The sequence below is a fragment of the Marivivens sp. LCG002 genome, from assembly GCF_030264275.1.
Lineage (GTDB): Bacteria > Pseudomonadota > Alphaproteobacteria > Rhodobacterales > Rhodobacteraceae > Marivivens.
On sequence record NZ_CP127165.1, the window covers coordinates 1,029,163 to 1,052,105 of the forward strand.

21 protein-coding genes are annotated in these 22,943 nt (G+C 59.7%); 12 read left to right on the forward strand and 9 right to left on the reverse strand.

All coding sequences use genetic code 11. The features are described from left to right. Positions 1-19: 19 nt before the first annotated feature. From QQG91_RS05235 to QQG91_RS05250, 4 genes are all read right to left on the reverse strand, one after another. Entirely contained in the window at positions 20-1,633 is a 1,614-nt protein-coding gene (locus QQG91_RS05235) for an ABC transporter ATP-binding protein (protein ID WP_285771918.1), read from the reverse strand. Beyond that, positions 1,626-2,741: an ABC transporter permease gene (locus QQG91_RS05240; RefSeq protein ID WP_285771919.1), complete on the reverse strand. Its 1,116-nt coding sequence runs from the start codon at positions 2,739-2,741 to the stop codon at positions 1,626-1,628. The genes QQG91_RS05235 and QQG91_RS05240 overlap by 8 nt, the downstream gene beginning before the upstream one ends. Positions 2,742-2,745: 4 nt before the next feature. Further along, entirely contained in the window at positions 2,746-3,768 is a 1,023-nt protein-coding gene (locus tag QQG91_RS05245; RefSeq protein WP_285771920.1) for an ABC transporter permease, read from the reverse strand. Between the two features lie 91 nt (positions 3,769-3,859). Then, complete coding sequence (locus tag QQG91_RS05250; RefSeq protein ID WP_285771921.1) at positions 3,860-5,881, reverse strand: ABC transporter substrate-binding protein; 2,022 nt, start codon at positions 5,879-5,881, stop codon at positions 3,860-3,862. 142 nt (positions 5,882-6,023) lie between these two features. On the opposite strand from QQG91_RS05250, the gene QQG91_RS05255 reads away from it, so the two are divergent. From QQG91_RS05255 to QQG91_RS05265, 3 genes are all read left to right on the forward strand, one after another. After that, positions 6,024-6,950, forward strand: coding sequence for a helix-turn-helix domain-containing protein (locus tag QQG91_RS05255; RefSeq protein WP_285771922.1), 927 nt, complete (start codon positions 6,024-6,026; stop codon positions 6,948-6,950). A gap of 410 nt (positions 6,951-7,360) precedes the next feature. Beyond that, positions 7,361-8,413: a saccharopine dehydrogenase gene (locus QQG91_RS05260; RefSeq protein WP_285771923.1), complete on the forward strand. Its 1,053-nt coding sequence runs from the start codon at positions 7,361-7,363 to the stop codon at positions 8,411-8,413. Between the two features lie 25 nt (positions 8,414-8,438). Then, positions 8,439-9,584 (forward strand): saccharopine dehydrogenase family protein, encoded by a 1,146-nt coding sequence (locus QQG91_RS05265; RefSeq protein ID WP_285771924.1) that lies wholly within the window; start codon positions 8,439-8,441, stop codon positions 9,582-9,584. On the opposite strand, the gene QQG91_RS05270 is transcribed toward QQG91_RS05265, so the two are convergent. From QQG91_RS05270 to QQG91_RS05280, 3 genes are read right to left on the reverse strand one after another with little or no spacing between them, the layout of a single operon-like run. Then, a complete protein-coding gene (locus QQG91_RS05270) occupies positions 9,574-10,296 on the reverse strand; it encodes a sulfotransferase-like domain-containing protein (RefSeq protein WP_502881587.1) in 723 nt (240 codons plus the stop codon). The genes QQG91_RS05265 and QQG91_RS05270 overlap by 11 nt on opposite strands. Further along, positions 10,293-11,192, reverse strand: coding sequence for a D-amino acid aminotransferase (locus tag QQG91_RS05275; protein ID WP_285771925.1), 900 nt, complete (start codon positions 11,190-11,192; stop codon positions 10,293-10,295). The genes QQG91_RS05270 and QQG91_RS05275 overlap by 4 nt, the downstream gene beginning before the upstream one ends. Before the next feature lie 3 nt (positions 11,193-11,195). Continuing rightward, positions 11,196-12,482, reverse strand: a complete 1,287-nt coding sequence (locus QQG91_RS05280) for an NAD(P)/FAD-dependent oxidoreductase (RefSeq protein WP_285771926.1) — start codon at positions 12,480-12,482, stop codon at positions 11,196-11,198. A 144-nt stretch (positions 12,483-12,626) separates the two neighbouring features. Between QQG91_RS05280 and QQG91_RS05285 the strand changes: the two genes are divergently transcribed. After that, on the forward strand, positions 12,627-12,872 hold the full coding sequence (locus QQG91_RS05285) for a hypothetical protein (protein ID WP_285771927.1): 246 nt from the start codon (positions 12,627-12,629) through the stop codon (positions 12,870-12,872). 2 nt (positions 12,873-12,874) lie between these two features. On the opposite strand, the gene QQG91_RS05290 is transcribed toward QQG91_RS05285, so the two are convergent. After that, positions 12,875-13,198, reverse strand: a complete 324-nt coding sequence (locus QQG91_RS05290) for a HesB/IscA family protein (RefSeq protein WP_285772318.1) — start codon at positions 13,196-13,198, stop codon at positions 12,875-12,877. Between the two features lie 65 nt (positions 13,199-13,263). On the opposite strand from QQG91_RS05290, the gene QQG91_RS05295 reads away from it, so the two are divergent. Then, entirely contained in the window at positions 13,264-14,451 is a 1,188-nt protein-coding gene (locus QQG91_RS05295) for a deoxyguanosinetriphosphate triphosphohydrolase (protein WP_285772319.1), read from the forward strand. After that, positions 14,441-16,291, forward strand: a complete 1,851-nt coding sequence (locus QQG91_RS05300; RefSeq protein ID WP_285771928.1) for a cation:proton antiporter — start codon at positions 14,441-14,443, stop codon at positions 16,289-16,291. The genes QQG91_RS05295 and QQG91_RS05300 overlap by 11 nt, the downstream gene beginning before the upstream one ends. On the opposite strand, the gene QQG91_RS05305 is transcribed toward QQG91_RS05300, so the two are convergent. After that, positions 16,292-17,326 (reverse strand): hypothetical protein, encoded by a 1,035-nt coding sequence (locus tag QQG91_RS05305; protein ID WP_285771929.1) that lies wholly within the window; start codon positions 17,324-17,326, stop codon positions 16,292-16,294. It abuts the gene before it with no gap. Between the two features lie 102 nt (positions 17,327-17,428). Here QQG91_RS05305 and argS point away from each other — a divergent pair, with 102 nt between their 5' ends. The 6 genes from argS (at position 17,429) to QQG91_RS05335 (ending at position 22,939) form a co-directional block, all read left to right on the forward strand. Beyond that, positions 17,429-19,171 carry an arginine--tRNA ligase gene (argS, locus tag QQG91_RS05310; RefSeq protein WP_285771930.1) on the forward strand — a complete coding sequence of 581 codons (1,743 nt, stop codon included), beginning with the start codon at positions 17,429-17,431 and terminating at the stop codon, positions 19,169-19,171. A gap of 76 nt (positions 19,172-19,247) precedes the next feature. Then, the gene (locus QQG91_RS05315; protein ID WP_285771931.1) at positions 19,248-20,291 is read left to right on the forward strand and encodes an SPOR domain-containing protein; all 1,044 of its coding nucleotides are present in this window, start codon (positions 19,248-19,250) and stop codon (positions 20,289-20,291) included. Continuing rightward, complete coding sequence (locus tag QQG91_RS05320) at positions 20,292-21,284, forward strand: glycoside hydrolase family 3 N-terminal domain-containing protein (RefSeq protein ID WP_285771932.1); 993 nt, start codon at positions 20,292-20,294, stop codon at positions 21,282-21,284. A 5-nt stretch (positions 21,285-21,289) separates the two neighbouring features. After that, a complete protein-coding gene (locus QQG91_RS05325) occupies positions 21,290-22,078 on the forward strand; it encodes a segregation and condensation protein A (RefSeq protein ID WP_285771933.1) in 789 nt (262 codons plus the stop codon). Further along, the gene (gene scpB / locus QQG91_RS05330; RefSeq protein ID WP_285771934.1) at positions 22,078-22,725 is read left to right on the forward strand and encodes an SMC-Scp complex subunit ScpB; all 648 of its coding nucleotides are present in this window, start codon (positions 22,078-22,080) and stop codon (positions 22,723-22,725) included. The genes QQG91_RS05325 and scpB overlap by 1 nt, the downstream gene beginning before the upstream one ends. 13 nt (positions 22,726-22,738) lie before the next feature. Then, positions 22,739-22,939, forward strand: a complete 201-nt coding sequence (locus tag QQG91_RS05335; protein ID WP_285771935.1) for a hypothetical protein — start codon at positions 22,739-22,741, stop codon at positions 22,937-22,939. Positions 22,940-22,943: the final 4 nt, after the last annotated feature.

Genomic DNA, 22,943 nt, shown 5'->3' on the forward strand with positions numbered 1-22,943 from the left:
TTCTAAATGCACCGCCCCGTCAGGCGGCAGTCACGTTGAACGCCGCGTTGACAAGACGCTGCGTGTATTCGGTTTGAGGGGTTTCGAGGACCTGAGCGGTGGGACCCGCTTCCACGACATTGCCATGCTGCATCACGATGACGTTGTGACAGAGCGCTTTGACGACTTTGAGGTCGTGGCTGATGAACATGTAAGTGAGATCGTGTTTTTCGCGAAGGTCACGAAGGAGGTCGATGATCTGTGCCTGAATGGACAGATCGAGTGCCGAGGTCGGCTCGTCGAGGAGAATGAACTCGGGCTTGAGAACGATCGCGCGGGCGATGGCAAGACGCTGGCGCTGACCACCCGAAAACTCGTGCGGGAAGCGCTGCATCGCGTCGCGCGGCATCTGCACATCCTCGAGCGCCTTGGCCACCATCTCTTCGCGCTCGGCGGCATTCGCGCCGATCCCGTTGACGATGAGACCTTCCTCGATGATCTGCCGAATGATCATGCGCGGATTGAGCGAGGAGAAGGGGTCCTGAAAGACGACCTGCATCCGCGTGCGCATCGGGCGGAGTTCTTTGCGGCTCAGGGTGCTGATGTCCTTGCCGTCAAAGAGGATTTTCCCGCCGTTCGCGTCCTGAAGACGGATCATCGACATGCCGAGCGTGGTCTTGCCTGAACCGGACTCGCCCACGATCCCGAGCGTCTCGCCTTTGCGGAGCGTGACGTCGAGATTGTTGACGGCCACGAGGTCGGTCTTTTTGCGGCTGAAGATCCCGCCATAGGCCAGCGTAAAGGCCACCCGCATATCCTTGGCTTCCATCAGCACGGGCGCATCGGGATCAAGAGGTCCGGGACGCCCCTTTGGCTCGCTTGCCAGAAGGTGCTTGGTATAGGGGTGCTGCGGGTTCGAGAACACGTCTCGGGTCGCGCCGCGCTCCACCACTTCGCCATAGCGCATCACCACCACATCGTCCGAGGTCTTTTCCACCACGGTCAGATCGTGGGTGATCAGGATCACCGCCATGTTGTGGCTTTTCTGGAGGTCTTTGAGCAGCGTCAGGATTTCCGCCTGCACCGTCACATCGAGCGCGGTCGTCGGCTCGTCCGCAATCAGAAGGTCGGGTTTGTTGGCAAGAGCCATCGCGATCATCACGCGCTGACGCTGACCGCCCGACATCTCGTGCGGATATTGGCCAAGCCGCGCCTCGGGGTTGGGAAGCTGCACCTCCTTGAAGAGACGGAGCACCTCGGCCTGCGCGTCCTTTTTGGGCATCGGGCGGTGGATCTGGATGATCTCGGCCACCTGATCGCCCACGGTATAGATCGGGTTGAGCGAGGTCAGCGGTTCCTGAAAGATCATCGAAATCCGGTTGCCGCGGATTTTCTGCATCTGAAGCTCGGAAAAACTCGAGATGTCCTCTCCGTCGAACCAGATTTTGCTGTCCCGACCAACGCGGGCGTTCTCGGCCAGCATCGACATGATCGCACGCGCGGTGACGGATTTACCCGAACCGGATTCGCCCACGACCGCCAAAGTTTTGCCGCGCGCGACCTCGTAGGACACACCGCGCACCGCGTTGACCGTGCCTGTGACCGTCTTGAAGTCGACGACGACGTTTTCGATTTTGAGCAAGGGATCAGTCATTGGAATAGGGGTCCATTGCGTCGCGCAGACCATCGCCAAAGGCGTTGAAGGCCAACACGGAAATTACGATCATACCGACAGGCGCCATGAGCCAAGGGGCGGCGGCAAAAGACTGGAAGTCGCGCACCTGATTGAGCATGGAACCCCAGCTCACCATCGGAGCCTGAACCCCGACACCTAGGAACGATAGGAAGCTTTCCAGAAGGATCACTTCGGGGAGCTGATAGGTCGCCCAGACGATGATATGCGACGAGGTGTTCGGCACGATATGACGGGCGATGATGCGATTGTCCGACGCGCCGACAGCCACCGCCGAGCGCACATATTCCATCGAGCGGATCGAGATCACCTTGCCGCGTAGCTCGCGGCTGAGGTCCGCCCAGCGGAGCAGAACGAGGATCGCCGCGAACATGATGAAGATACTCATCGGCTCTGCGCGGCGCGGCAGAATCGCCACAAGCGCAAGATAGAGCGGAAGATCGGGGAAGGATTTGACGAATTCCACGATCCTTTGGACGATCATATCGAAACGCCCGCCGAAATACCCCGAAGCCACGCCGACGATCGTGCCGATGAAACAGGCGGCAACCATCACCAGAAACCCCATGAGGAGGGTGATGCGTGTCCCGAGGATCATCCGCGAGAGCACGTCACGACCAAGCGAGTCCGTCCCGAGGAAGTGCACGAAACTTCCGTCCGTGGTTCCGATCAGGCGGGTTTCGAAGGTCATCCCGAGAAAGGTCCAAGGATCGCCTTTGACGAAGAGAGCCAACGGATGCACCTGTGCCTCGTCGGGCACAAAGGTGATCTCGAAGGTGTTCATATCCATCTCTTCGGTAAAGCCCATGACATAGGGGCGGGTCAGGCCGCCTTCGGGCGCAAAGAAGCGGATGGTTTGCGGCGGCGAATAGATCGCCGTGCGGTCCTTGGTTTCGGGGCCATAGGGGGCGATGAACCCTGAAAAGACCGCCGTGATGATGATGAAGAGGCAGCCGATCAGGCCCACCATCCCGTATTTGTTGCGCATGAAGCGGCGGCGCACGAGTTGCCAATACGAGAGGTTCGCGCCTGCGCTGACAGCTTCTGCATTGAGGTTTATATCGGTCATTGCATCAGGTCCGGGTCAGAGTGGCGCGACGCACGCGCGGATCGAGAAGGGCAAGCATGAGGTCGGCAAAGATATTCCCGAGGACGAGAAGGATCGCGACCATCATGAAAATCGCCGAGACGACATACATATCGCGGTCTCCAACGGCGCCGAGGATGAGCGGGCCGACCGTCGGAATGCCGAGCACGATGGCAATCTCGATTTCGCCCTTGATCATGTAATCGAAGCGGGTGCCGAGGTTCATGATCACGGGGTGGAGCGCATTGGGAACGGCGTGCTTGAAGAGAACCTTGCCGCGCGAGAGCCCCTTGGCACGTGCTGTCTCGATATATTGCATGTTCATCACATCGAGCAGGTTGCCGCGCATCATGCGGGTCGTATAGGCCTGACCGGCCCAGACCGACACAAGAAGCACCGGCCAGACGTGCTTGAGGAAGTCCCAGAACTTATCGAGCGTCCATCCGTCCTGAAGGATGTATTGCGGCGAGTTCACGGCGCCGATGTAGGGCGAGTGCCAGACAATGGCGAGGAAATAGAGGATCACGAGGCTGATCACGAATTTGGGGATCACAATGCCGAGGAAGGCAATCAGCGTCGCGAGGTTATCACCCAGCTTGTATTGGTTGGTGGCGGCATAGATGCCGAGGAGCACGCCCATCACCTGACCGATCACAAGCGTCAAAACAGCAAGGATCAAGGTGCGGGGAAGGCGCGTGCCGATCACTTCGGTGACGGGGCGGTTCTGTTCGAACGACATCCCGAAATCACCTGCGGTGACAATGTTCTTGAGCCAGTCGAGATACTGGATGGCCACAGGCTGATCCAGCCCGAGACGTTCACGCATCGCAGTCGCCTGCGGCAGAAGCTCGTCATAGGATTTGCCCGTCTGGGCCGAGGTGTTCGCGATCCAGGTGTCCACATAATCACCCGGAACGGCTTGGATAATGGCAAAGGACACGATCGAGATGCCAAGCAGGAGTGGTATCGCGACGATGATCCGTTTGAAGAAGAAAATCACAAAGTCCATTGGTCGTCCCCGAGGGCACATCGGCCCGGTCTGGTAAAGTCCCGCCCCGATGTGATTGGCCATCGGAGCGGGTGTCGAGCGAAGCTATAGCTTAGTATTCAGCTACAGTTCCGGGGAGGAGCTCTTCGATTTGCTGGTCGGCAGGCACCCAGAGGCGCTCGCGGATGACAGCATCCTCGGCCCATTCATACATGAACACGGGGGTGCCCGGGTGGGCGTTCTTGATCCGCTTGTTGACCAGAAGCGCGGCAGGAACCTGAACCAGACCGATGTTGTAAAGGTTGTCGGTCAGGATCGCCTGCATCTTGCTTGCGGTTGCGGCCTGAGCGGCAGCATCGTCGGTCGAGTTGAACTCGGTCACGAGGCTGGCCAGTTCACCTTCGAACGGCAGAAGGTCACGACCTTCGGCACCGGTGAGGTGGAACGCAGGGCAGATGTCCGAAACAGGCAGGTTGCCACAGGCTTCACGGGTCGGAAGCACGAAGTTGGCGCGCTGCAGGATTGCGGAGAAGTCACCCGAGTTGCGCATCGGATCGAAGCTGGTTTCGTCGATCGACTTGGGCAGCACGCGGATACCGACCTCGGCAAGCTGCGAGGTGATCGCATCGACCTGCTTGCGGTCTTCGTTACGCTGCGACTTGTAGGTCACGTCGATGACAAGATCTTCGCCGGTTCCGGGAAGGTTCAGGATGCCGTTTCCGTCGGTGTCGGTGAGACCGAGACCCGCCAGAAGCGCCTTTGCACCATCTACGTTGTAGGGGGTGAAGTTGGTCGCATCCGCGTCATAATAGGGCGAACCGGTGGGATATCCGCCCATATAGGCATAGGCGAACGGTCCACGGGCAAGAGCCTGACCAACCGCGTCACGGTCGATTGCATGGCTGACGGCTTTACGGAAGTCCAGCTCGCGGAAGAGACCGCGGAGTTCCTTGTCGTAATCGGACTCGGCCATGTTCTGTGCAAAGTTCAGCTCGATGCGCCAAGCAAGGGTGCGCGGGCCGAATTTCGCGGAAACAGGAGCAGCAGGGTCCTGGCTCTGCTTGAGCGCTTCGACAAAGTTGCCGGGGTTCTCCATGTTCGACCAGTCGCCTGTGCCGGCCACGGCCTGCGTCGTGCGGTCGTCCCAAGTGGTGAGCTTGAAGTGCATCTCGTTGATGTAGGGAAGCTGGTTCCCTGCTTCGTCAACCTTCCAGTAGTAGGGGTTGCGACGCATGATCACGATTTCGTCGGGACGATGCTCGACGGGCACCCAAGCGCCGAGAACCGGAACAGGCACTTTGTCGGACGGCAGGGCGTTTAGATAGTCGTCATAGGACTTGGACGGGTCATACTTGGGGTGGCTGGCCTTGAGAACATGGCTCGGGCCGGGGCAGCCTTGGATATAGGCAAGACCTTCGAGAATGGTGTTCGACTGTGCGGTCGGGAACACGAACTTGAAGGTATAGGCGTCGATTACTTCAAGCTTGGCACCGCCGCCGAAGGAGTTGGCAGAGATACGGGACGCGATGTTTTCGTCCTGAACGTTGTCGTCATACCAGAAGGCGATGTCTTCGGTGTCGAACGCATCACCGTCGGACCACTTGATGCCCTCGACGAGGTGCATGGTCAGCTCGGTCATATCGGCGTTCCATTCCCAGCTCTTGGCAAGGTTCGGAAGCGGACCCGATTGGTCTTCGCCTTTGATCTGCCAACGCGGACCCTGACGGACGAGACATTCCTGAATGGCGAGGTTGATACCACCCCAGCCCTGATGCTGGCCGGCAAGCCAGTTGAAGCCTTCGGGACGGCCGCCGATCACGTGACGGAAGACGCCGCCATAAACGCCGACGCCGTCCGACATCGCAGCGGTCTTGAAGACCAGCGGCTCTGCGGGAAGACGCTCTTCGACGGGGGGCAGCTTGCCAGCCGCGACCAGCTCGTCAAGGAACGGCGCCTGCGCATAGCTGTCGAGCTTGCGATAGTCGTAAATGTCGTCGCGCCCGATCAATTCGTATTCGAGACCGGAAAGCGAGGTTTCGGCGGGCATCGGATCAGCATTCGCGACCGAAGCGCCCAGTGCGGCAGCGCACACACCGGTGAGCAACCATCCGGAAAGTTTGAAAGTATGTGTCACAGATTTTTCCTCCCTAATGACGTGCTCAACTTGACGCGGCGCGAATTCCCTGACTTCCTGAAACGGACTGATGTTTTCCGGAAATCGTATTATCCATGGAAATACATCTTGATAGGTTGGTTGAGGTTCGGGAGGTAAGTGCATGGTAAAGCGTGAAAAACTTGATATTTCGGATGTTGTCCCATTTTCCGAACAAGTCGACAAAACGCGGGTGCCTCAGGCGAATGACTACCTGATCGAGCGCCACACCCCCTCTCTTTTCGACACGCCTTACCACCATCACACCTCGGTCGAGATCAATTTTCTTCAGGGCTGCGCGATGGATTACTCCTTCTCGGGCGAGGAAATCGCGCTGAAATCCGAGCGACTCACCCTCTTTTGGGGGGCTGCGCCGCACAAGGTCGCGAACGTTTACGGCACGGGAAAAATCACCAACATCTATCTCTCTCTGGGCCAGTTCATCCGCTGGGGGCTTCCGACCGAAATGGTCGAACCGATTCTGTCGGGCGCGGTTCTTGGGGCGAAATCCCTGGGGGCGAGCGATGTCGCCTTTTTCGATCGCCTGATCGCGGAAAAAGGCCAGAAGTCCGCGCAATGGCGGCGCATGCATCTTGATGAAATCGAGAATCGGCTCCGCCGTATGGCGCTCGAAGGGTGGGAGGTGCTCAGGGAGCCCAAGATCGTGACGCTCCAACAGGAGATCACCGCTCAGGCGATGCTCCATGTCGAAGCCATGCTCAAATTCATCGCCGACAACTTCACGATCCCGATCAACGTGTCGGACATCGCAGAAGCGGCGAACCTCTCGACGGGGCGCGCGGGGCATCTGTTCAAGCTTGTGATGGGCCTGAGTATCAAGCAGCATCTACAACGGGCGCGTCTCTCTCATGCGCGCATGCTTCTGTCGGAAACCTCGCACAAGATCGCGGCGGTCGGGCTTGATAGCGGCTTTCCCTCGCTTTCGGCTTTTTACGAGGCATTCACCAAGGCAAACGGTATGTCGCCCGCGAAATATCGGGAAACCGCGCGACGCGGCAGCCCCTTTGTGGGCGAGCACAGCGATGTGTGATCCTAACCTATGTGAGAGTTGAAACTAGAATTTTCCCTCTAGACAAGAATTTTCCGAAATGGTTTCTTGCGACCCAAACCTGAGATGCGCTGTCGTGCGCGTTTTTGGCCGAGGATTATGAGGGGATCGTCAACAATCATCTGAAAGAAAAGCCTTTGTTAGCGCATTGGTTTTATTCCGTTTTGTTGCCGTAAACTTTTGCCAGTTTCGTCTCTTTCGGTTGAGAGAGCAAAGATGAGCGGTCGACACCGACTTGCTCTGGTGCGCCGATTTCAGTCCCATCCACTTTGAGATCGGCGCACCGCCTTAGAGCGCTTGCATTCCGCGAGCGGGTTGTGAAAGGTCTCTCTCGACACACCGGCCCGATATTCGGGCCGACCGCGTGATCTGCGGCCAAGAGGGAACGAGACATGACGCATTTATGGGTTCGCGCCGAACAGCGCGCAAACGAAGAACGGGTGGGATTGACCCCCGAAGGCGTGCGCGCATTGATCGACAAGGGGCTGCGCGTCACCGTCGAAGACTCGAGCGTTCGTGCCATCGCGATCGACGGTTACCGCGAAGCAGGCGCCGAAATCGCCGAAGAGAACAGCTGGCCCGAAGCGCCGCGCGATGCCATCGTCTTCGGTCTCAAGGAACTCCCCGAGGACGGCACGCCCTTGGGGCATCGCCACATCATGTTTGGCCACGCCTACAAAGGCCAGCCCGCAGGCCAAGAGCTCTTGAAACGGTTCAAGGCGGGCGGCGGCACGCTCTACGATCTCGAGTATCTTATTGCCGAGAACGGTCGCCGCGTCGCAGCCTTTGGGTATTGGGCAGGATTTGCGGGGGCTGCGGTTTCGGTCAAGACATGGCTTGCACAGGCGCATGGGGCGCTTTGCGGTCCTGTCGGGGTCTATGCGGGGCGCGATGCTCTGGTCGATGAACTCAAGTCCGAACTTGCCGCCGTTTCAGGGCGTCCCGATGTGATCGTGATCGGCGCTTTGGGCCGCGTGGGGACGGGCGCAAGCGATCTGTGCACGGAACTCGGTCTTGGCGTCACCAAATGGGATATGGCCGAAACCGCGTCCGGCGGTCCATTCCCCGAAGTGCTCGAACACGAGATCTTCCTCAATTGCATTCTTGCGAACGAAGGCTGTCCTGTTTTTGTGCCTGCATCCGCCAAGACCGCCGCGCGCCGTCTTTCGGTGATCGGGGATATTGCCTGTGATCCGACTTCGGACTTTTCGCCGATCAAGGTCTATGACCGCACGACGAGCTGGGCCGCACCCGCGCTTCGCGTTGCAAGCGATCCTGTGCTGGATGTGACCGCCATCGACAATCTGCCGTCGATGCTGCCGGTTGAAAGCTCGATCGACTATGCGGGCCAACTTTTGCCGTCGCTCCTGACGCTTACCGACATCGACGCGGGTGTCTGGGCGCGGGCGAAAGCCTTTTTCGATACACACAGCGCCCGCGTCTAAGACGGGCCGACATAGGGAGAGAAACATGACGATCCATTGGTGCGGAACGGGACTTTCCGCAGTGCCCGGCCTCCGCCGTCTTTTGTCGCGGGGGCATCCCGTCAAGGTCTGGAACCGCACGGTCGAAAAGGCCAGGGAAGAGGTCGGCGACCTGACGGACAACATCGCGGCCTTTGATATGGCGGCTCTCGGGGCCGAGGTTGCGGCGGGGGATGTCGTGATCTCCATGCTGCCTGCCGATATGCATGTCCCCTTGGCCAAACTTTGCCTTGCCGCGGATGCGCATTTCGTCACATCGAGCTATATCGCCCCCGAAATGCGCGCCCTGCATGACGCGGCGGCGGCCAAGGGGCTTTGCTTTGTCAACGAAGTCGGTCTTGATCCGGGGATCGACCATCTCATGGCGCATCAGCTAGTGGCCGAGTATCGCGCAAGCGAGGCCTGTGACGCGGACAATGCGCTTTCGTTCATTTCCTATTGTGGCGGCGTTCCCAAGATCCCGAACGCTTTCAAATACAAATTCAGCTGGTCGCCTTACGGCGTGCTCAAGGCGCTCAGCTCGCCCTCGAAATCGCTCAAGGATTTTGCCGAACTGAACGTGGCCCGTCCGTGGGATGCGATCAGCAGCTACGAGGCTCCCTTGCCGACACCCGAGTCGTTCGAGGTCTATCCGAACCGTGACTCGCTTCCCTTTATCAAGGACTATCGCTTTGATCCTGCTTGGAAAGTGCGGGACTTCGTTCGCGGGACGCTGCGCCTGAACGGCTGGTCCGAGGCATGGGCATCCGTGTTCCGCGAGATCGAAACGCTCAAAGGACCCGAGGGTGATGCCCGCATGCGAGAAATGTCGGCGCAGTTCTGGAAAGACAACGCCTATGACGAGGGCGAGCCCGACCGCGTGATCATGTGCGTTGCACTCAAAGCGGAAAAGGACGGCAAGACCCTCTGGCACAAGACCTATGTCATGGATGCTTGGGGCGATGAACGCGGCACGGCCATGGCGCGGCTGGTGTCGGTGCCTGTGTCGCTGGCCGTCGAAGCTGCGCTTGATGGCAAGCTCCCGCATGGGGTGAGCGCTGCGCCCCATGATCCTGCGCTTGTGGCCGATTGGCTTGGCGAGGTGGGCGGTCTGGCCCAGCACCTCGCGCTTGTCGATCACATCACGGGATGATCCGAAAGGCCGCGAGCCGCTCGTAATGAGGGAGCGCGGCCTCGACTGTTCGGGATTGCTCTGCCGAGAGGGGCGGATACTCGCCCTCGGGCGCGTGAAGATCGGTCGAGCGGTGGACCGCGTTATACCAATGCGAAGCCCAGACCCCGTCAAAGGGTTTGGGTCCCGCCTCCCATGTCAGCATGTCCTTGGTAAAAGGAATGCCGAGCGCCGCGCAGAGCTTGGTCAGAGCCGCTTCGGGCGCGCGGCGGATGTCTGCAGAATCGATCACGACGGGCGCATGGCCCAGATGATCCGCCACCTCTTCGAAAAGCTCGGTCTGCTGGGCAAAGCCGATATCGGTCAGCGAAAGCACGTCATGCTTGGCCGCAAAGCTTGCCACCACGCGGGCAGGGTGGCGGATAAGAAAGGCGTTCGTGACCTCTTTCATCCATCCCCGCGGCACACCGTCGATCATGTGCTGGCACATGTGCTTTTGATAGAAGATCGGCTCCGCACATGGGGCAAGAAGCGCCTCGGCCACCTTGTCCGCGTCACGCTCGCCGTTTGCGATCACCTCTTCGCGCATCGGGTGATCAAGCCCCGTTTTGTCGAGATATGCCGCATAAAACGGCTCGTCCCAGACCCTCGTGTCGCCGCGCGCGGCAAAGGCATACATCATCGCGGTCGAGAGGTTCCTTGGCCCCGACCACATGGCGATCCGCTTTGTCATGCGCCCACCAACGTGTGATAGAGTGCGCGGATACGAGCGGTGACAGGCCCGAGCGTCCCGTCCCCGATCCTGCGCCCGTCGATCGAGGCCACGGGCGTTTGTGCCCCAAACGAGCCTGTCAGGAACGCTTCGTCCGCGCCATAGGTATCGACCAGCGAAAAGTTCTTTTCAAAGACGGGAATGCCGTTGGCGCGGCACAGCTCGATCACCTTGCGCCGCGTGATCCCGTTCATGCAATAATCCCCCGTCGAGGTCCAAACCTCGCCTTTTCGCACGATAAAGAAGTTACAGGCGTTCGTGGTGTTCACGAACCCATGCACATCAAGCATCAGCGCCTCGTCCGCGCCCGCCTTTTCTGCGGCGATACAAGCAAGGATGCAGTTCAGCTTGGAGTGCGAGTTGAGCTTAGGGTCTTGGGTCATCGGCAAGCCGCGCAAATGCGGCACGGTGGCAAGTGTGATCGGGCGACCGATCGCGGGGCGCGAATGCTCCATGATGACCACGATCGTCGGACCCGAACGCGACAGGGCAGGGTGCTGGAAGGGTCTTACTTTGGTGCCGCGCGTGATCATGAGGCGCGCGTGCGTATCATGGGTCATTCCGTTTGCGGCGCGTGTCTCTTCCAGAGCGGCGACCACCGCGTCGCGGGTCATTCCGATGTCGAGATCGATGGCTTTGGCCGCTTCGAACAAGCGGTCCATATGCTCATCCAGAAAGGCCCATTTCCCATGATAGAGCCGCATCCCTTCCCATACCCCGTCCCCGAGCATGAAGCCGCTGTCATAGACCGAAACCGTGGCTTCGGCTTTGGGCTTCAGGGCGCCGTTCACCCAGATCAGGATGTTTTCATTGCGCGCGTCTTCTTCGGCTTGATGGGTAAAGGTATCGGTCTGCATGGCTCACCTCGAGAGGGGGGAAGGCGCGATCGCATGGGCGAGTGTTGCGCCTGTTTCATAGTAGAGGCTCTTGGCGCTCGCAAAGCGGTCCTCGTAACCCGCGATCGAGGCAAGCGGCAGCCCCGATTGGTCATTGCCGAGAAGCGCCCTTGCGCATTCGGCCCCAAAGACGGTTCCGGGACCGATCCCGCGTCCCGAGTAACCGATGCAGCAAAGCCCCTTGGGGCCAAGCTCCAGAATTTTCGGGATATAGTCCTTGCTCATGGTGATCCGGCCCTGCCACGCATGGTCGAACGACACCGGACCCAGATCGGGGAAGAGCCGCGCAAGGCTCTTTTGTGCCCAAACGTCATGCACACCGCCGACAGCGCTTTCGCGGTCGCACATACCGCCGAAAATCAGCCGCCCTGCGGCATCCAAGCGGAATGAACTCATCACGGTTGCAGTGTCCCAGCATCCTTCGCCGCCCGAAAGGACGGTCTCGCGCTGCGCCGCGCTCAGGGGCGCTGTGGCATATTGCGAGTAATGCACATGGGCCAGAGGCGGTTTGCTCTCGTCCCCCATCCAATCGTGATAGGCATTCGTCGCCAGTAGGAGCGCCTTGGCATAGACCGTGGCCTCCTTGGTTTCGATCCGCCAATTTGCACCGTCGTGGCGATAGGAGAACACGGGCGTCTGTTCGAAAATCTCGGCTCCGAGGCTTTGGGCGGCGCGGGCCAATCCGATGCAATAGGCAAGCGGCTGGATCGTGCCTGCCCTCGGATCGAACAAAGCGCCGTGAAACCCCGAAGCCCCCGTGCGGGCAGCGGTTTCCTCTTGCGACAAGAGAGCGAGGGGATAGCCCCGCGCGATCCCTTGGCGATGTCGGGTCTGGAGATCGGCAAGCCCTTTGGCGCTATGGGCGAGGTGAAGCGTGCCCTTGCGCACGGGCTCGCAGGCAATTGCGTATTTTTCGATGGTGCCGAAGACCCGATCCGGCGCGGCGGCAAGTGCACCGAGCAGATGGTTGCCTGCCTCGTGCCCCAAAGCCGCGATGATATCCTCGGGCGGGAGCCACAGCCCCGCATTGGCAAGCCCCACGTTGCGCCCCGATCCGCCAAAGCCGATCGTGGCACCCTCTAGGAGACAGACCGAGGCCCCGCGCTCGGCGGCAAAGAGCGCCGCAGAACAGCCCGTAAACCCGCCACCGACGATGGCAAGATCGACATGGCGATCCGTCATCAAGGGAGCGGTCTCGATCCGCTCTGCGCAGCTTGCCTGCCAAAGATTTCCGTTCGGGCGCTTGGACATAGCGCGCAGCCCCCCTCTGTCTCCACTCACGCAAGCGTTAACGGTTCTGCGGCGAAAGACAAGCCGCCGCCGTGGCGCGGCTCTTGCAAAGGGAGAAGACATAGGGGCAGGATGCAAGCAACAAGAGCAATCGGAGCCCGCCCCATGTTTCCCACCCTGATCGGAACCGTCGTTATTGCAGGTATTGTCGGCTATCTGTCGGAAAAGTCCGGCTTTACCCGCAACGGGATTCTCCAGTCGATCATCATTTGCGTGGGGGGCGCGTTCCTGTTCTATTTCGTGCGCGTGATGTTCAACGTCGGCTTTGGAAGCGCGGGTCTGAACGCGATTGCTTCATCAATCGGGGCGCTGATCATCGTGCCGACCCATTGGCGGGGCGGCCGCAAGTAATCTTACATCGAGAAGGATGTTCCGCATCCGCAAGACGAGCTTGCGTTGGGATTGTCGATGGCAAACCGCGCGCCGATCAGCTCTTCGGTAAAGTCGATGGTCGCTCCAGCGAGAAACGGAAGCGAAACGCTGTCGATCACGACCTTTTCGCCATGTCCCTCAAGCACAAGATCGTCATCCTTGGGCTCATCAAGCGCGATCTCGTATTGGAACCCCGAGCATCCTCCACCTTCGACCGCGATGCGAAGCGCCTTGCCTTCGGAGGCCGCGCCGATTTCGGTCAGGCGGGTAAAAGCGCGTTCGGTAACTGTCGGGGGAATCGTCAGCATTTTCAGGCCTATCGGTTGCAGCGTGCTTTGATTATATAAGAGGTAACAGGCAAACAACAAGACTGAGGCACAGCATGACAGCCCGCTATGCAACGCGCGCAGAAGACGCCCGTGGACGGCTTTTCCCCGAAGAAGAGAGCTTTTTCCGCTCGCCGTTCCAGCGTGACCGTGACCGCATCATCCACGCCAGTGCCTTTCGCCGTCTCAAGCACAAGACCCAAGTCTTTGTAGAGCACGAAGGCGATTATTTCCGAACGCGCCTGACCCATTCGATCGAGGTCGCGCAGGTCGCCCGCACCATCGCGGGGGCGCTCGATCTCGATCAGTCGTTGACCGAAGCGGTGGCGCTTGCCCATGATCTCGGGCACCCGCCGTTCGGACATACGGGCGAGGACGCTCTCGAAGAGTTGATGAGGCCCTATGGCGGCTTTGACCACAACGCGCAGGCCATCCGCATCGTCACCCATCTTGAACGGCACTATGCCGAATGGGACGGCTTGAACCTCACGTGGGAGACGCTTGAAGGCATCGCCAAGCACAACGGCCCTGTGACGGGCGATATTCCTTGGGCTTTGGCCGAATACAACAAGCGCCACGATCTGGAACTTGAAACCCACGCCAGCGCCGAGGCGCAAGTCGCCGCGCTCTCGGACGATATCGCCTATAACAACCACGACTTGCACGACGGGCTTCGGGCCGAGCTTTTCAGCACGGATGAACTCGCCGAGATGCCGATCCTTCACGACTGCTTTGCCGAGGTGGATCGCAAATACCCCGATCTCAACTATTACCGCCGCCGCCACGAGGCGCTGCGCCGCTTTTTCGGCATTCTGGTCGAGGATGTGATCAAGGTTTCGCGCCGCAATCTCGCCGATCTCGATCCGCGCTCGGTGGCCGATGTGCGTCACGCAGGGCGGATGATGATCCAGTTCAATCCCGACCTTTGGGAGGACTTGAAAGTCATCCGTAAGTTCCTGTTTTATCGGATGTATCGCGCCCCTTCGGTGGTGGAGATGCGCAAGCATGTGACCAGCGCGGTGCGCGATCTTTTCCCGCTTTTCATGGCGCACCCCGAGAACCTTCCCAAACAATGGCGCAAGGATGTTGCCGAAATTCGCAGCGAAGTGGAACTTGCACGGATCGTTTCGGATTATATCGCAGGGATGACGGATCGTTTCGCAATTCAGGAGCATGCGCGTCTCACCGGATCGGATATTATCGAAAGGACACGCGTTACAAATGGCGGTTGAAGCAGCAAGCGGCGCACTGCCGACGGTCATGGCCTTTGCCTTGGTGGGGGCCTTGGGCGTGGGGTCACAGTGGCTTGCTTGGCGCTTGAGGATGCCCGCCATCGTTCTGATGCTGGTTGCGGGGGTCCTGATCGGCCCTGTCACGGGCGTTCTTGATCCCGCAAGGGATATCGGGCCGCTTCTGTCGCCGATGATTTCGGTGGCTGTGGCCATCATCCTGTTCGAAGGCGGTCTGACGCTCAATTTCCATACGCTCAAGGATCGCGCCAAGGGCGTGCGGCGGCTGGTTTTTGTCGGTGCACCCTTGGGGTGGCTCTTTTCGACGCTTGCCCTGCATTACGGCGCGGGTCTCGGATGGGAGCCCGCAGCGGTGTTCGGTGGCATCATGATCGTCACGGGTCCGACGGTCATCGCGCCGCTCTTGCGTCAGGCGCGGCTGTCCAAACGTCCTGCAGCGCTGCTCCAATGGGAAGCCATCATCAATGACCCGATCGGGGCTTTGGCGGCGGTCTTTGCCTTTGAATATGTGGTGGTGCGGCATACGGCAGTCAGCCCATCGGGTGCCGTCTTCGAACTCGGTCTCGGAATCGCCATGGCGACGCTGCTCGGGCTTGCGGGTGGTTTCGGTCTCGTCCGCGCGTTCAAGGCGGGGCGCGTGCCCGAATACATGAAAGTCCCTGTCCTCTTCGCGATCCTGCTTTTGACCTTCGGGGTCTCGGATATGATGCTCCATGAAAGCGGGCTTCTGGCGGTGACGATCATGGGGATCGTGATCGCGAACTCCGAGCTTCCCTCCTACGAAGAGCTGCGGCGCTTCAAGGAACACGCGACGATCCTTCTTGTCTCGGGGGTTTTCATCCTTCTGGCGGCCAATCTCGATGTGGCGGCTTTGGGGGCGCTGGATTGGCGGGCTGCGGTCTTTGTGCTGGCCGTGATCCTGATCGCTCGTCCTGCGACGGTGTTTTTGTCGCTGATCGGGTCGGGCGTGCCCTTTCGCGAACAGCTTCTGGTGGCCTTCACAGGGCCGCGCGGTGTGGTTCTTGTCGCGGTTGCAGGTCTCTTCGGCGAGCGGTTGACAGAGCTTGGCATCGAGGGCGGCGCGCTCGTCGGCCCGCTTGCTTTTGTGCTGGTGGCCGTGACGGTGGTGCTCCACGGCTTTACCCTAGGTCCTGTGGCTCGCGCGCTTGGCCTTACGGGCGGCGAGCGTCCGGGGGTCATCCTTGTGGGCGGCTCCACATGGTCGGTGCGTTTCGCAGAGGCGCTCGCGAAAGCCGATGTTCCAGTGCTTATGACCGACCCCAATCACGGCCATCTGCGCGAGGCCCGCAGTGCGGGTATCTCGACGTTCAGCGGTGATCTTTTGTCGGAGGCGGCAGAGGACCGGATCGAGCTCGTGAGCTATGCCACGATCGTCGCGGCGACCGATAACGATGCCTACAATACCCTTGTGGCGACCGACCTTGCCCCCGAATTCGGGCGCGACAACGTCTATCAGGTCACGCGCAGCAAAGGGGAAAGTGCGCGCCACTCGCTCCCCTCGACGCTCGGTGGGCGCGGGTTCGCGGGCGGCGAGACCTTCAACGGCCTTGCCCGAAAGATCGCGGAAGGATGGGCCTTTCGGGTGACCCGCCTGACCAAAGAATACACCCTTCTCGATTGGCAAGAAGCGCGTCCTGGGGCGCTCGTGGTCGCAGTGGTTTCAGCCTCGGGCGCGATCCGGCTTGTTACATCCAGCGAAGGGCTCAAAGCAGGCGAGGGCGCATTCATCATTTCGATGCTTCCGCCCGACCTCGCCCAAGCGGTTGCCGAGGCCGACAAAGCAGCCAAGGAGCAAGACTGATCAGGTCGCCCCGAGGCGGCGTTGCGGCAAAAAGAGCGCGTAAATGCCATAGAGGATGCACACACCCGTCAGCAGGACGCCCAAGAGGGTGAGGGGATGCATCGGAATATAGTTTCCGAGATCTTCGACGGTCGGGACCACCTCGGCCGAGCGCGCCCGCGACAAAGCAGGGAAAAACGTCAACAGTAGCCCGAAGGACAGAAGCGTCGCATGCGCCCATTGATCGCGGATGCTGAAGGATTTCCCGAGATAGATGATCAGCGATCCGAAAAAGGTCATGATCAAGAAACTGTTCTGGGTCAGATTGCGTGCCTCGACTGTGTAGATCGTTTCGGCCTGAAAGTTACCGCTCTGGATCGAACCGAAGAGTTCGATCCCGAAGCTCGACACCATGAGAACCGCGACGCCGACGGTCATATGCGGCAGATCATTCTGATCTTCGTCCAGCGTTCGGATGAAGTAGAGCGCCAAAAGCCCGATACAGGGCACCACGAGGAAAATCTCGGCAGCGAAAACATCAACCGTCATATAGAGATAACTGTAAATCGCAAAAGAAAACGCGGTCATGATCGCGATGGCATAGGCCCCGATCTTGTAGACGCGATCACTACAGATCATCGCGGCCGATCCCAGAATGGTCAGCGAGAACCCCATTGCGCGAAAGAACTCATTGGAGGTCAGAATATGACCTCTCATGCCCGACAAAGGGCTGTTGGGGAGCAAGTGATGGTCGATTTCAAGCCCCAGTTTCAGATAGGCAAGCACGATGCCTGTTGCTCCGAAATAATGGGCCAAGGGCGCTCCAAGCGACCGAGCGACATAACAGACAAACGCAGCGTTCAGCAAAAAGACGCAGGTTGCAAGATCTTCGGGCAAATGCACGATGAGATTGACGCCGTTTTGCGCGTCTTGTGGGGAAATGAGCCGCGCGAAGATGCTGTAACCGTCCGTGTTGAGCTCGATCACTTGGACGAGGCCGACAAAAGCGGTCAAAACACCGATAAGCACCAGATTGCAAAGAGCGAATAATCTCATAATTACAGTAATCATCCGTGATCAAATAAAACGCAAGTACTACAAGCGTTGACCTTATCGTAGGTCGTGCTAAACCCGCGGCAACCTCCAGAAAGTCGAAATATGAACCTTTTCTCAGATATCCGCTCTTTCGTTGTAACCTGCCTTGATGCTTTGGTTGCCGATGGCGTGCTGCCCGCCGGTCTTGATTATGCGAACGTTGCCGTCGAACCGCCCCGCGATGCTCTGCACGGGGATATGGCGACCAACGCAGCGATGGTGCTTTCCAAACCTGCCGGCCTCAAGCCACGCGACATCGCAGAGGCGCTTGTCGGCAAGCTTGTGGGCGATGCACGGATCGAAACCGCCGAAGTGGCGGGACCGGGTTTCATCAACCTGCGTCTGTCGAACGCACTCTGGCACGAGGTAGTTTCCAAGGCTCTGACAGATGCCTCCTTTGGTCGCTCGACCCTTGGTAGCGGCACAAAGGTTAACATCGAGTTTGTATCGGCTAACCCCACGGGGCCGATGCATGTGGGCCATACGCGCGGCGCGGTGTTCGGTGACGCTCTGGCCAGCCTGCTGCAATACGCGGGTTATGACGTCACGCGGGAATATTACATCAACGATGGTGGCGCTCAGGTCGACGTACTGGCGCGCTCCGCTTATGAACGCTACCGCGAGGCGAACGGGCTGGAACCTGCCATTGCCGAAGGTCTCTATCCGGGCGATTATCTGATCCCCGTGGGCCAGATGCTCAAGGACAAGTTCGGCGAGAGCCTTCTTGATAAGCCCGAAAGCGAATGGCTCGAGACAGTTCGCGAGCTTTCGACATCTGCCATGATGGACATGATCCGCGAGGATCTTGCGCTTTTGGGCGTCAAAATGGATGTCTTTTCTTCGGAAAAGGCGCTCTATGGAACGGGTAAGATCGAAGGCGCGATCGAACAGTTGCGCGGCGATGGTCTCATCTACGAAGGCGTGCTCGAGCCGCCCAAGGGCAAAACGCCAGAAGATTGGGAGCCGCGCGAACAGACGCTCTTTAAATCGAGCGAGCATGGCGACGACGTCGACCGTCCCGTCAAGAAATCGGATGGCTCATGGACCTATTTCGCGCCCGACATCGCCTATCACTATGACAAGTGCCAGCGCGGCTTTGACCAGCTGATCGACGTTTTCGGTGCCGACCACGGCGGCTATGTCAAACGGATGAAAGCGGCGGTTTCGGCGCTCTCGAACAACCGCGTGCCGCTCGATATCAAGCTGATCCAGCTCGTTAAGCTCTTCAAGAACGGCGAGCCTTTCAAGATGTCCAAGCGGGCAGGGACCTTTGTCACCCTGCGCGATGTGGTCGAACAGGCAGGCGCAGATGTGACCCGTTTCCACATGCTCACCCGCAAGAACGATGCGCCGCTGGATTTCGACTTTGACAAGGTGCTGGAGCAATCCAAGGACAACCCCGTCTTTTATGTCCAATACGCAAGTGCGCGTGTACATTCCGTGATGCGCAAGGCGACCGAGGTGGGCATGGATGTGTCCGATGCGGTTCTGGCGGGCGTCGATCTGTCGTCGCTCACCCACGAGGCCGAGATCAACGTCGCCAAGAAGCTTGCCGAATGGCCGCGTCTGGTGGAAATCGCCGCCCGCGGGCACGAGCCGCATCGTATCGCGTTCTACTTGTATGAGCTCGCGTCCGATTTCCACGGTCTTTGGAACCGCGGCAACGACGATCCGTCGCTCCGCTTCTTCCAAGAGGACGATCAAGCAACAACTTTGGTCAAAATTGCACTCATTCGTGCTGTTTCCATTGTTATTTCGCACGGTCTGGGTATCTTGGGCGTAACTCCGGCCAAAGAGATGCGCTAAAGCGCACGCTGCTGCCGGATATCGAGGCAACGCAAGAAACCAGCCGCGAGGAATGCGCGGCGGCAGTGAGGCGAAAATGGCAGACTACACTCAAGGGTATGCGGGAACGCGTGCCCCTTATAGCGCAGGTAAACTTGTTCACTTTGCAGGAGCGGCAGTCTCACTCGGGCTGATCGTCGGCATCGGTGTATGGGGCTACAAGCTTGTGATGCGGGATGTCTCGGGCATTCCCGTGGTGCGTGCCATCGAAGGTCCGATGCGGCTTTCGCCCGAAAACCCCGGTGGCGAGATTGCGTCCAACGTCGGTCTTGCGGTCAATGCCGTGGCAGCCGAAGGCGGCGCTGCTGCTCCCGAAGATTCCGAAGTGCTCGTCCTTGCGCCGCCCGTTGTGTCGCTCTCGCAAGAGGATCTCGAGGTTCAATCCACAGCAGAAGCTGGCGAGGTTGTCGCCGCCGTTGCCAATGATGCCCCGATGCCTGAACGCGTTGAGCCCTCTTCGGTCGATGCGGCGAGCGCCGTTGCGCCGTCGCAGATGACCGCCGCGATCGAGGAACCCCAAGCCGCGCCGATGGTCGAAGCGTCATCCGATGCGCCTTTGACACCCGAACAGATTCTCGCCCTTGCCGATCAGCTCGCTGCCGGCGCTGTGACCATCGACGCAGCCGAGGTCGAGGCGATCCCCGCGAAAACCTCGGTCAACGGCGTCTCGTCCGAGTTCATCGCCGACATCGTTCCCGCCAGCGTTCCCGGTGTCGCCTCTTCGCTGCGTCCGATTTTGCGCCCCCGCACGGCGGCTCCTGCTGCGCCTGTGGTTCAGGCCTCGGTCTCCGTGCCCACCGATGCAAGCGTCACGACCGAGGCTTTGCCCGTCGGGACAAACCTTGTGCAGCTCGGTGCCTATGAAAGCCCCGAGATCGCCGCTCAGGAGTGGGTGCGCTTCAATGGCCGTTTCTCGGATTTTATGGCGGGCAAGGACCGCGTGATCCAAGAAGCAGAACGCGGCGGCAAGACCTTCTTCCGTTTGCGGGCCAAGGGTTTTACCGACATCGCGGACGCGCGCCGCTTCTGCGCCGCTCTGATGGCCGAGGGCACCGACTGCGTTCCCGTCGTGGTGCGATAAGTGCCAAAGGGCGCGTTCATCTTTGGATGCGAAGGACCTGAACTCTCCGCATGGGAAAAGGCGTTCTTTCGGGACGCCCAGCCTTGGGGGTTCATTCTGTTTGCGCGCAATATCGTCGAGCCTGAGCAGCTCATCCGCCTGACCCGCGATCTGCGCGAGGCGGTGGGCTGGAACGCCCCTATTCTCATTGATCAAGAGGGCGGACGGGTCCAGCGGATGCGCGCCCCGCACTGGCGCGAGTTTCTTCCTGCTTTGGACCAGATGCGGCTTGCGCGTGATCCGATGCGGGCGCAGTGGGTGCGCAACCGTTTGATTGCGAACGATCTTTCGAGCGTTGGGATCGATGTGAACTGTGCGCCGTTGGCCGATCTCACCGAATCCGAGACCCATCCCGTTCTTCTCAACCGTCTTTACGGCGGCGATGTCGAGACTGTGGTTGCAGCCGCGCGGCAGTGCGCCGATGCCTTTCTTGCGGGCGGGGTTCTTCCGATCCTGAAACATATTCCCGGCTATGGGCGGGCGTCGGTGGACAGCCACAAGGCGCTTCCGTCCGTGAGCATTCCACGTGCCGAACTTTTCGAACGCGACTTTGCGCCGTTCATAGCGCTGAACGACTTGGCCATGGGAATGACAGCGCATATCGTGTTTTCGGACATCGACCCCGAAGCGCCCGCGACCACTTCTCCCCGCATGATGACCCTGATCCGCGAGGAAATCGGTTTTGGCGGGTTGATCATGACCGATGATATTTCGATGGAGGCGCTTTCGGGCAGTGTCGAGGAACGGGGTGTCGCCGCTCTTCGCGCAGGATGTGATCTTGTGCTCCACTGCAACGGCGAACGCGCAGATATGGAAGCAATCGCTAGGACCTGCGGCAGCCTCTCCGCTGCGGGGCAGGATCGTGCAGAATACGCGCTCTCGCAGCGTAGACCACCCGAAACGGTTGACATAAAGGCGCTTGAAGCGGAACTTGAAGCGCTTTTGGTGCGGTGAGGGGTATGGAAGAGGACCTGTTCCACGAAGACAAGATGAGCGTCAGCGAACGGCTTGCCGCCGAGGCGCTTATTGTGGACGTGGGTGCATTCGAAGGCCCTCTCGACCTTCTCCTGACGCTGAGCCGCACCCAAAAGGTGGACCTGCGCCAAATCTCGATCCTTGCCCTTGCCGAGCAATATCTGTCCTTTGTGGAAAAGGCCAAAGAGCTACGGCTCGAACTTGCCGCCGATTATCTTGTGATGGCGGCTTGGCTTGCCTTCCTGAAATCGCGTCTCCTCTTGCCGCCCGACCCCGAAGAAGAGGGGCCATCGGGCGAAGAGCTTGCCGCACACCTTGCCTTCCAGCTTGAACGGCTTCAGGCCATGCGCGAACAAGCGGCCAAGCTGATGGCGCGGGACCAGAAGGGACGCGATTTCTTTGTGCGCGGCTTGGGCGAGAATGTCGAGCGCGTGCGCAAGACGCGCTATACCGCAACACTCCTTGATCTCATGCAGGGCTATGCGCGTATCCGCACCAAGGATGAGTTCCGCCCCTTTGTGCTTGACCGCGAAGCGGTGTTCACGATGGAGCAAGCGCTCGAGCGTATGCGCGGCATGATCGGCTTTACGGGCGATTGGGTCGAGATCGCGGCCTTTTTGCCCGAAGGCTGGCACAGGGACAAAGTCCGCCGCCGTTCGTCGACTGCGGCAACCTTTGCCGCTTCGCTCGAACTGGTCAAGGAAGGTCTGGCCGACATCCGCCAGTCCGAATTGTTCGCGCCCATCCAGATACGACCGAGAAAGAGGGATTGATGGCTGAGACCCCAAAAGAAGAAAGCCTCTTTGACGCCCCTCCCATGGGCGAGCAGGAGCGGATGGTCGAAGCGATCCTCTTTGCTTCCGCCGAACCCGTGACCCTGCGCGAGTTGGAAACCCGTATGCCGCACGGCTGCAACCCGAGCGAGGCCGTGGCCCATGTGCAGCGCCGCTATGAAGGGCGTGGCGTTCGGGTGGTGCGTGTGGGCGAGGCTTGGGCCATTCGCACCGCGCCCGATCTCGGGTTCCTGATGCAAAAGGAAACGGTCGAGGTCAAAAAGCTCAGCCGCGCGGCCATCGAGACGCTGGCCATCGTGGCCTATCATCAGCCCGTCACCCGCGCCGAAATCGAGGAAATCCGTGGGGTGTCGGTGTCGCGCGGCACGATTGACCAGCTGATCGAGATGGAATGGATCCGCTTTGGCCGCCGCAAGATGACACCGGGCCGCCCCGTGACCTTTGTCGTGACGCAAGAGTTCCTCGACCACTTCGGTCTTGAAAGCGCGCGCGATCTGCCGGGGCTGAAAGAACTTCGCTCTGCGGGGCTACTGGATAACCGGCCCAGACCCGGTTTTGATGCGCCTGATGATGAAGATGACCAGGAAGACGTCATCGATGATCAGGCCGAATTGTTCGAGGACTGAACGGAGCAGTAAAATGAACCCGAACGGACTAGCCAACATGATTTTCCGCCGCCTGTTGCGGCAGGGGATGAACAAGGGCGTGCAAAAGATACTGAGCGCGACGGGTCCCGCCGAAACAGGGCAGGAACGGCAGCGTCGCGCCTCGGCGCAGGCCAATATGAAACGGGCAAATCAGGCGATCCGCTTGATCCGCATGTTTACGCGAATGCGCTGAACGG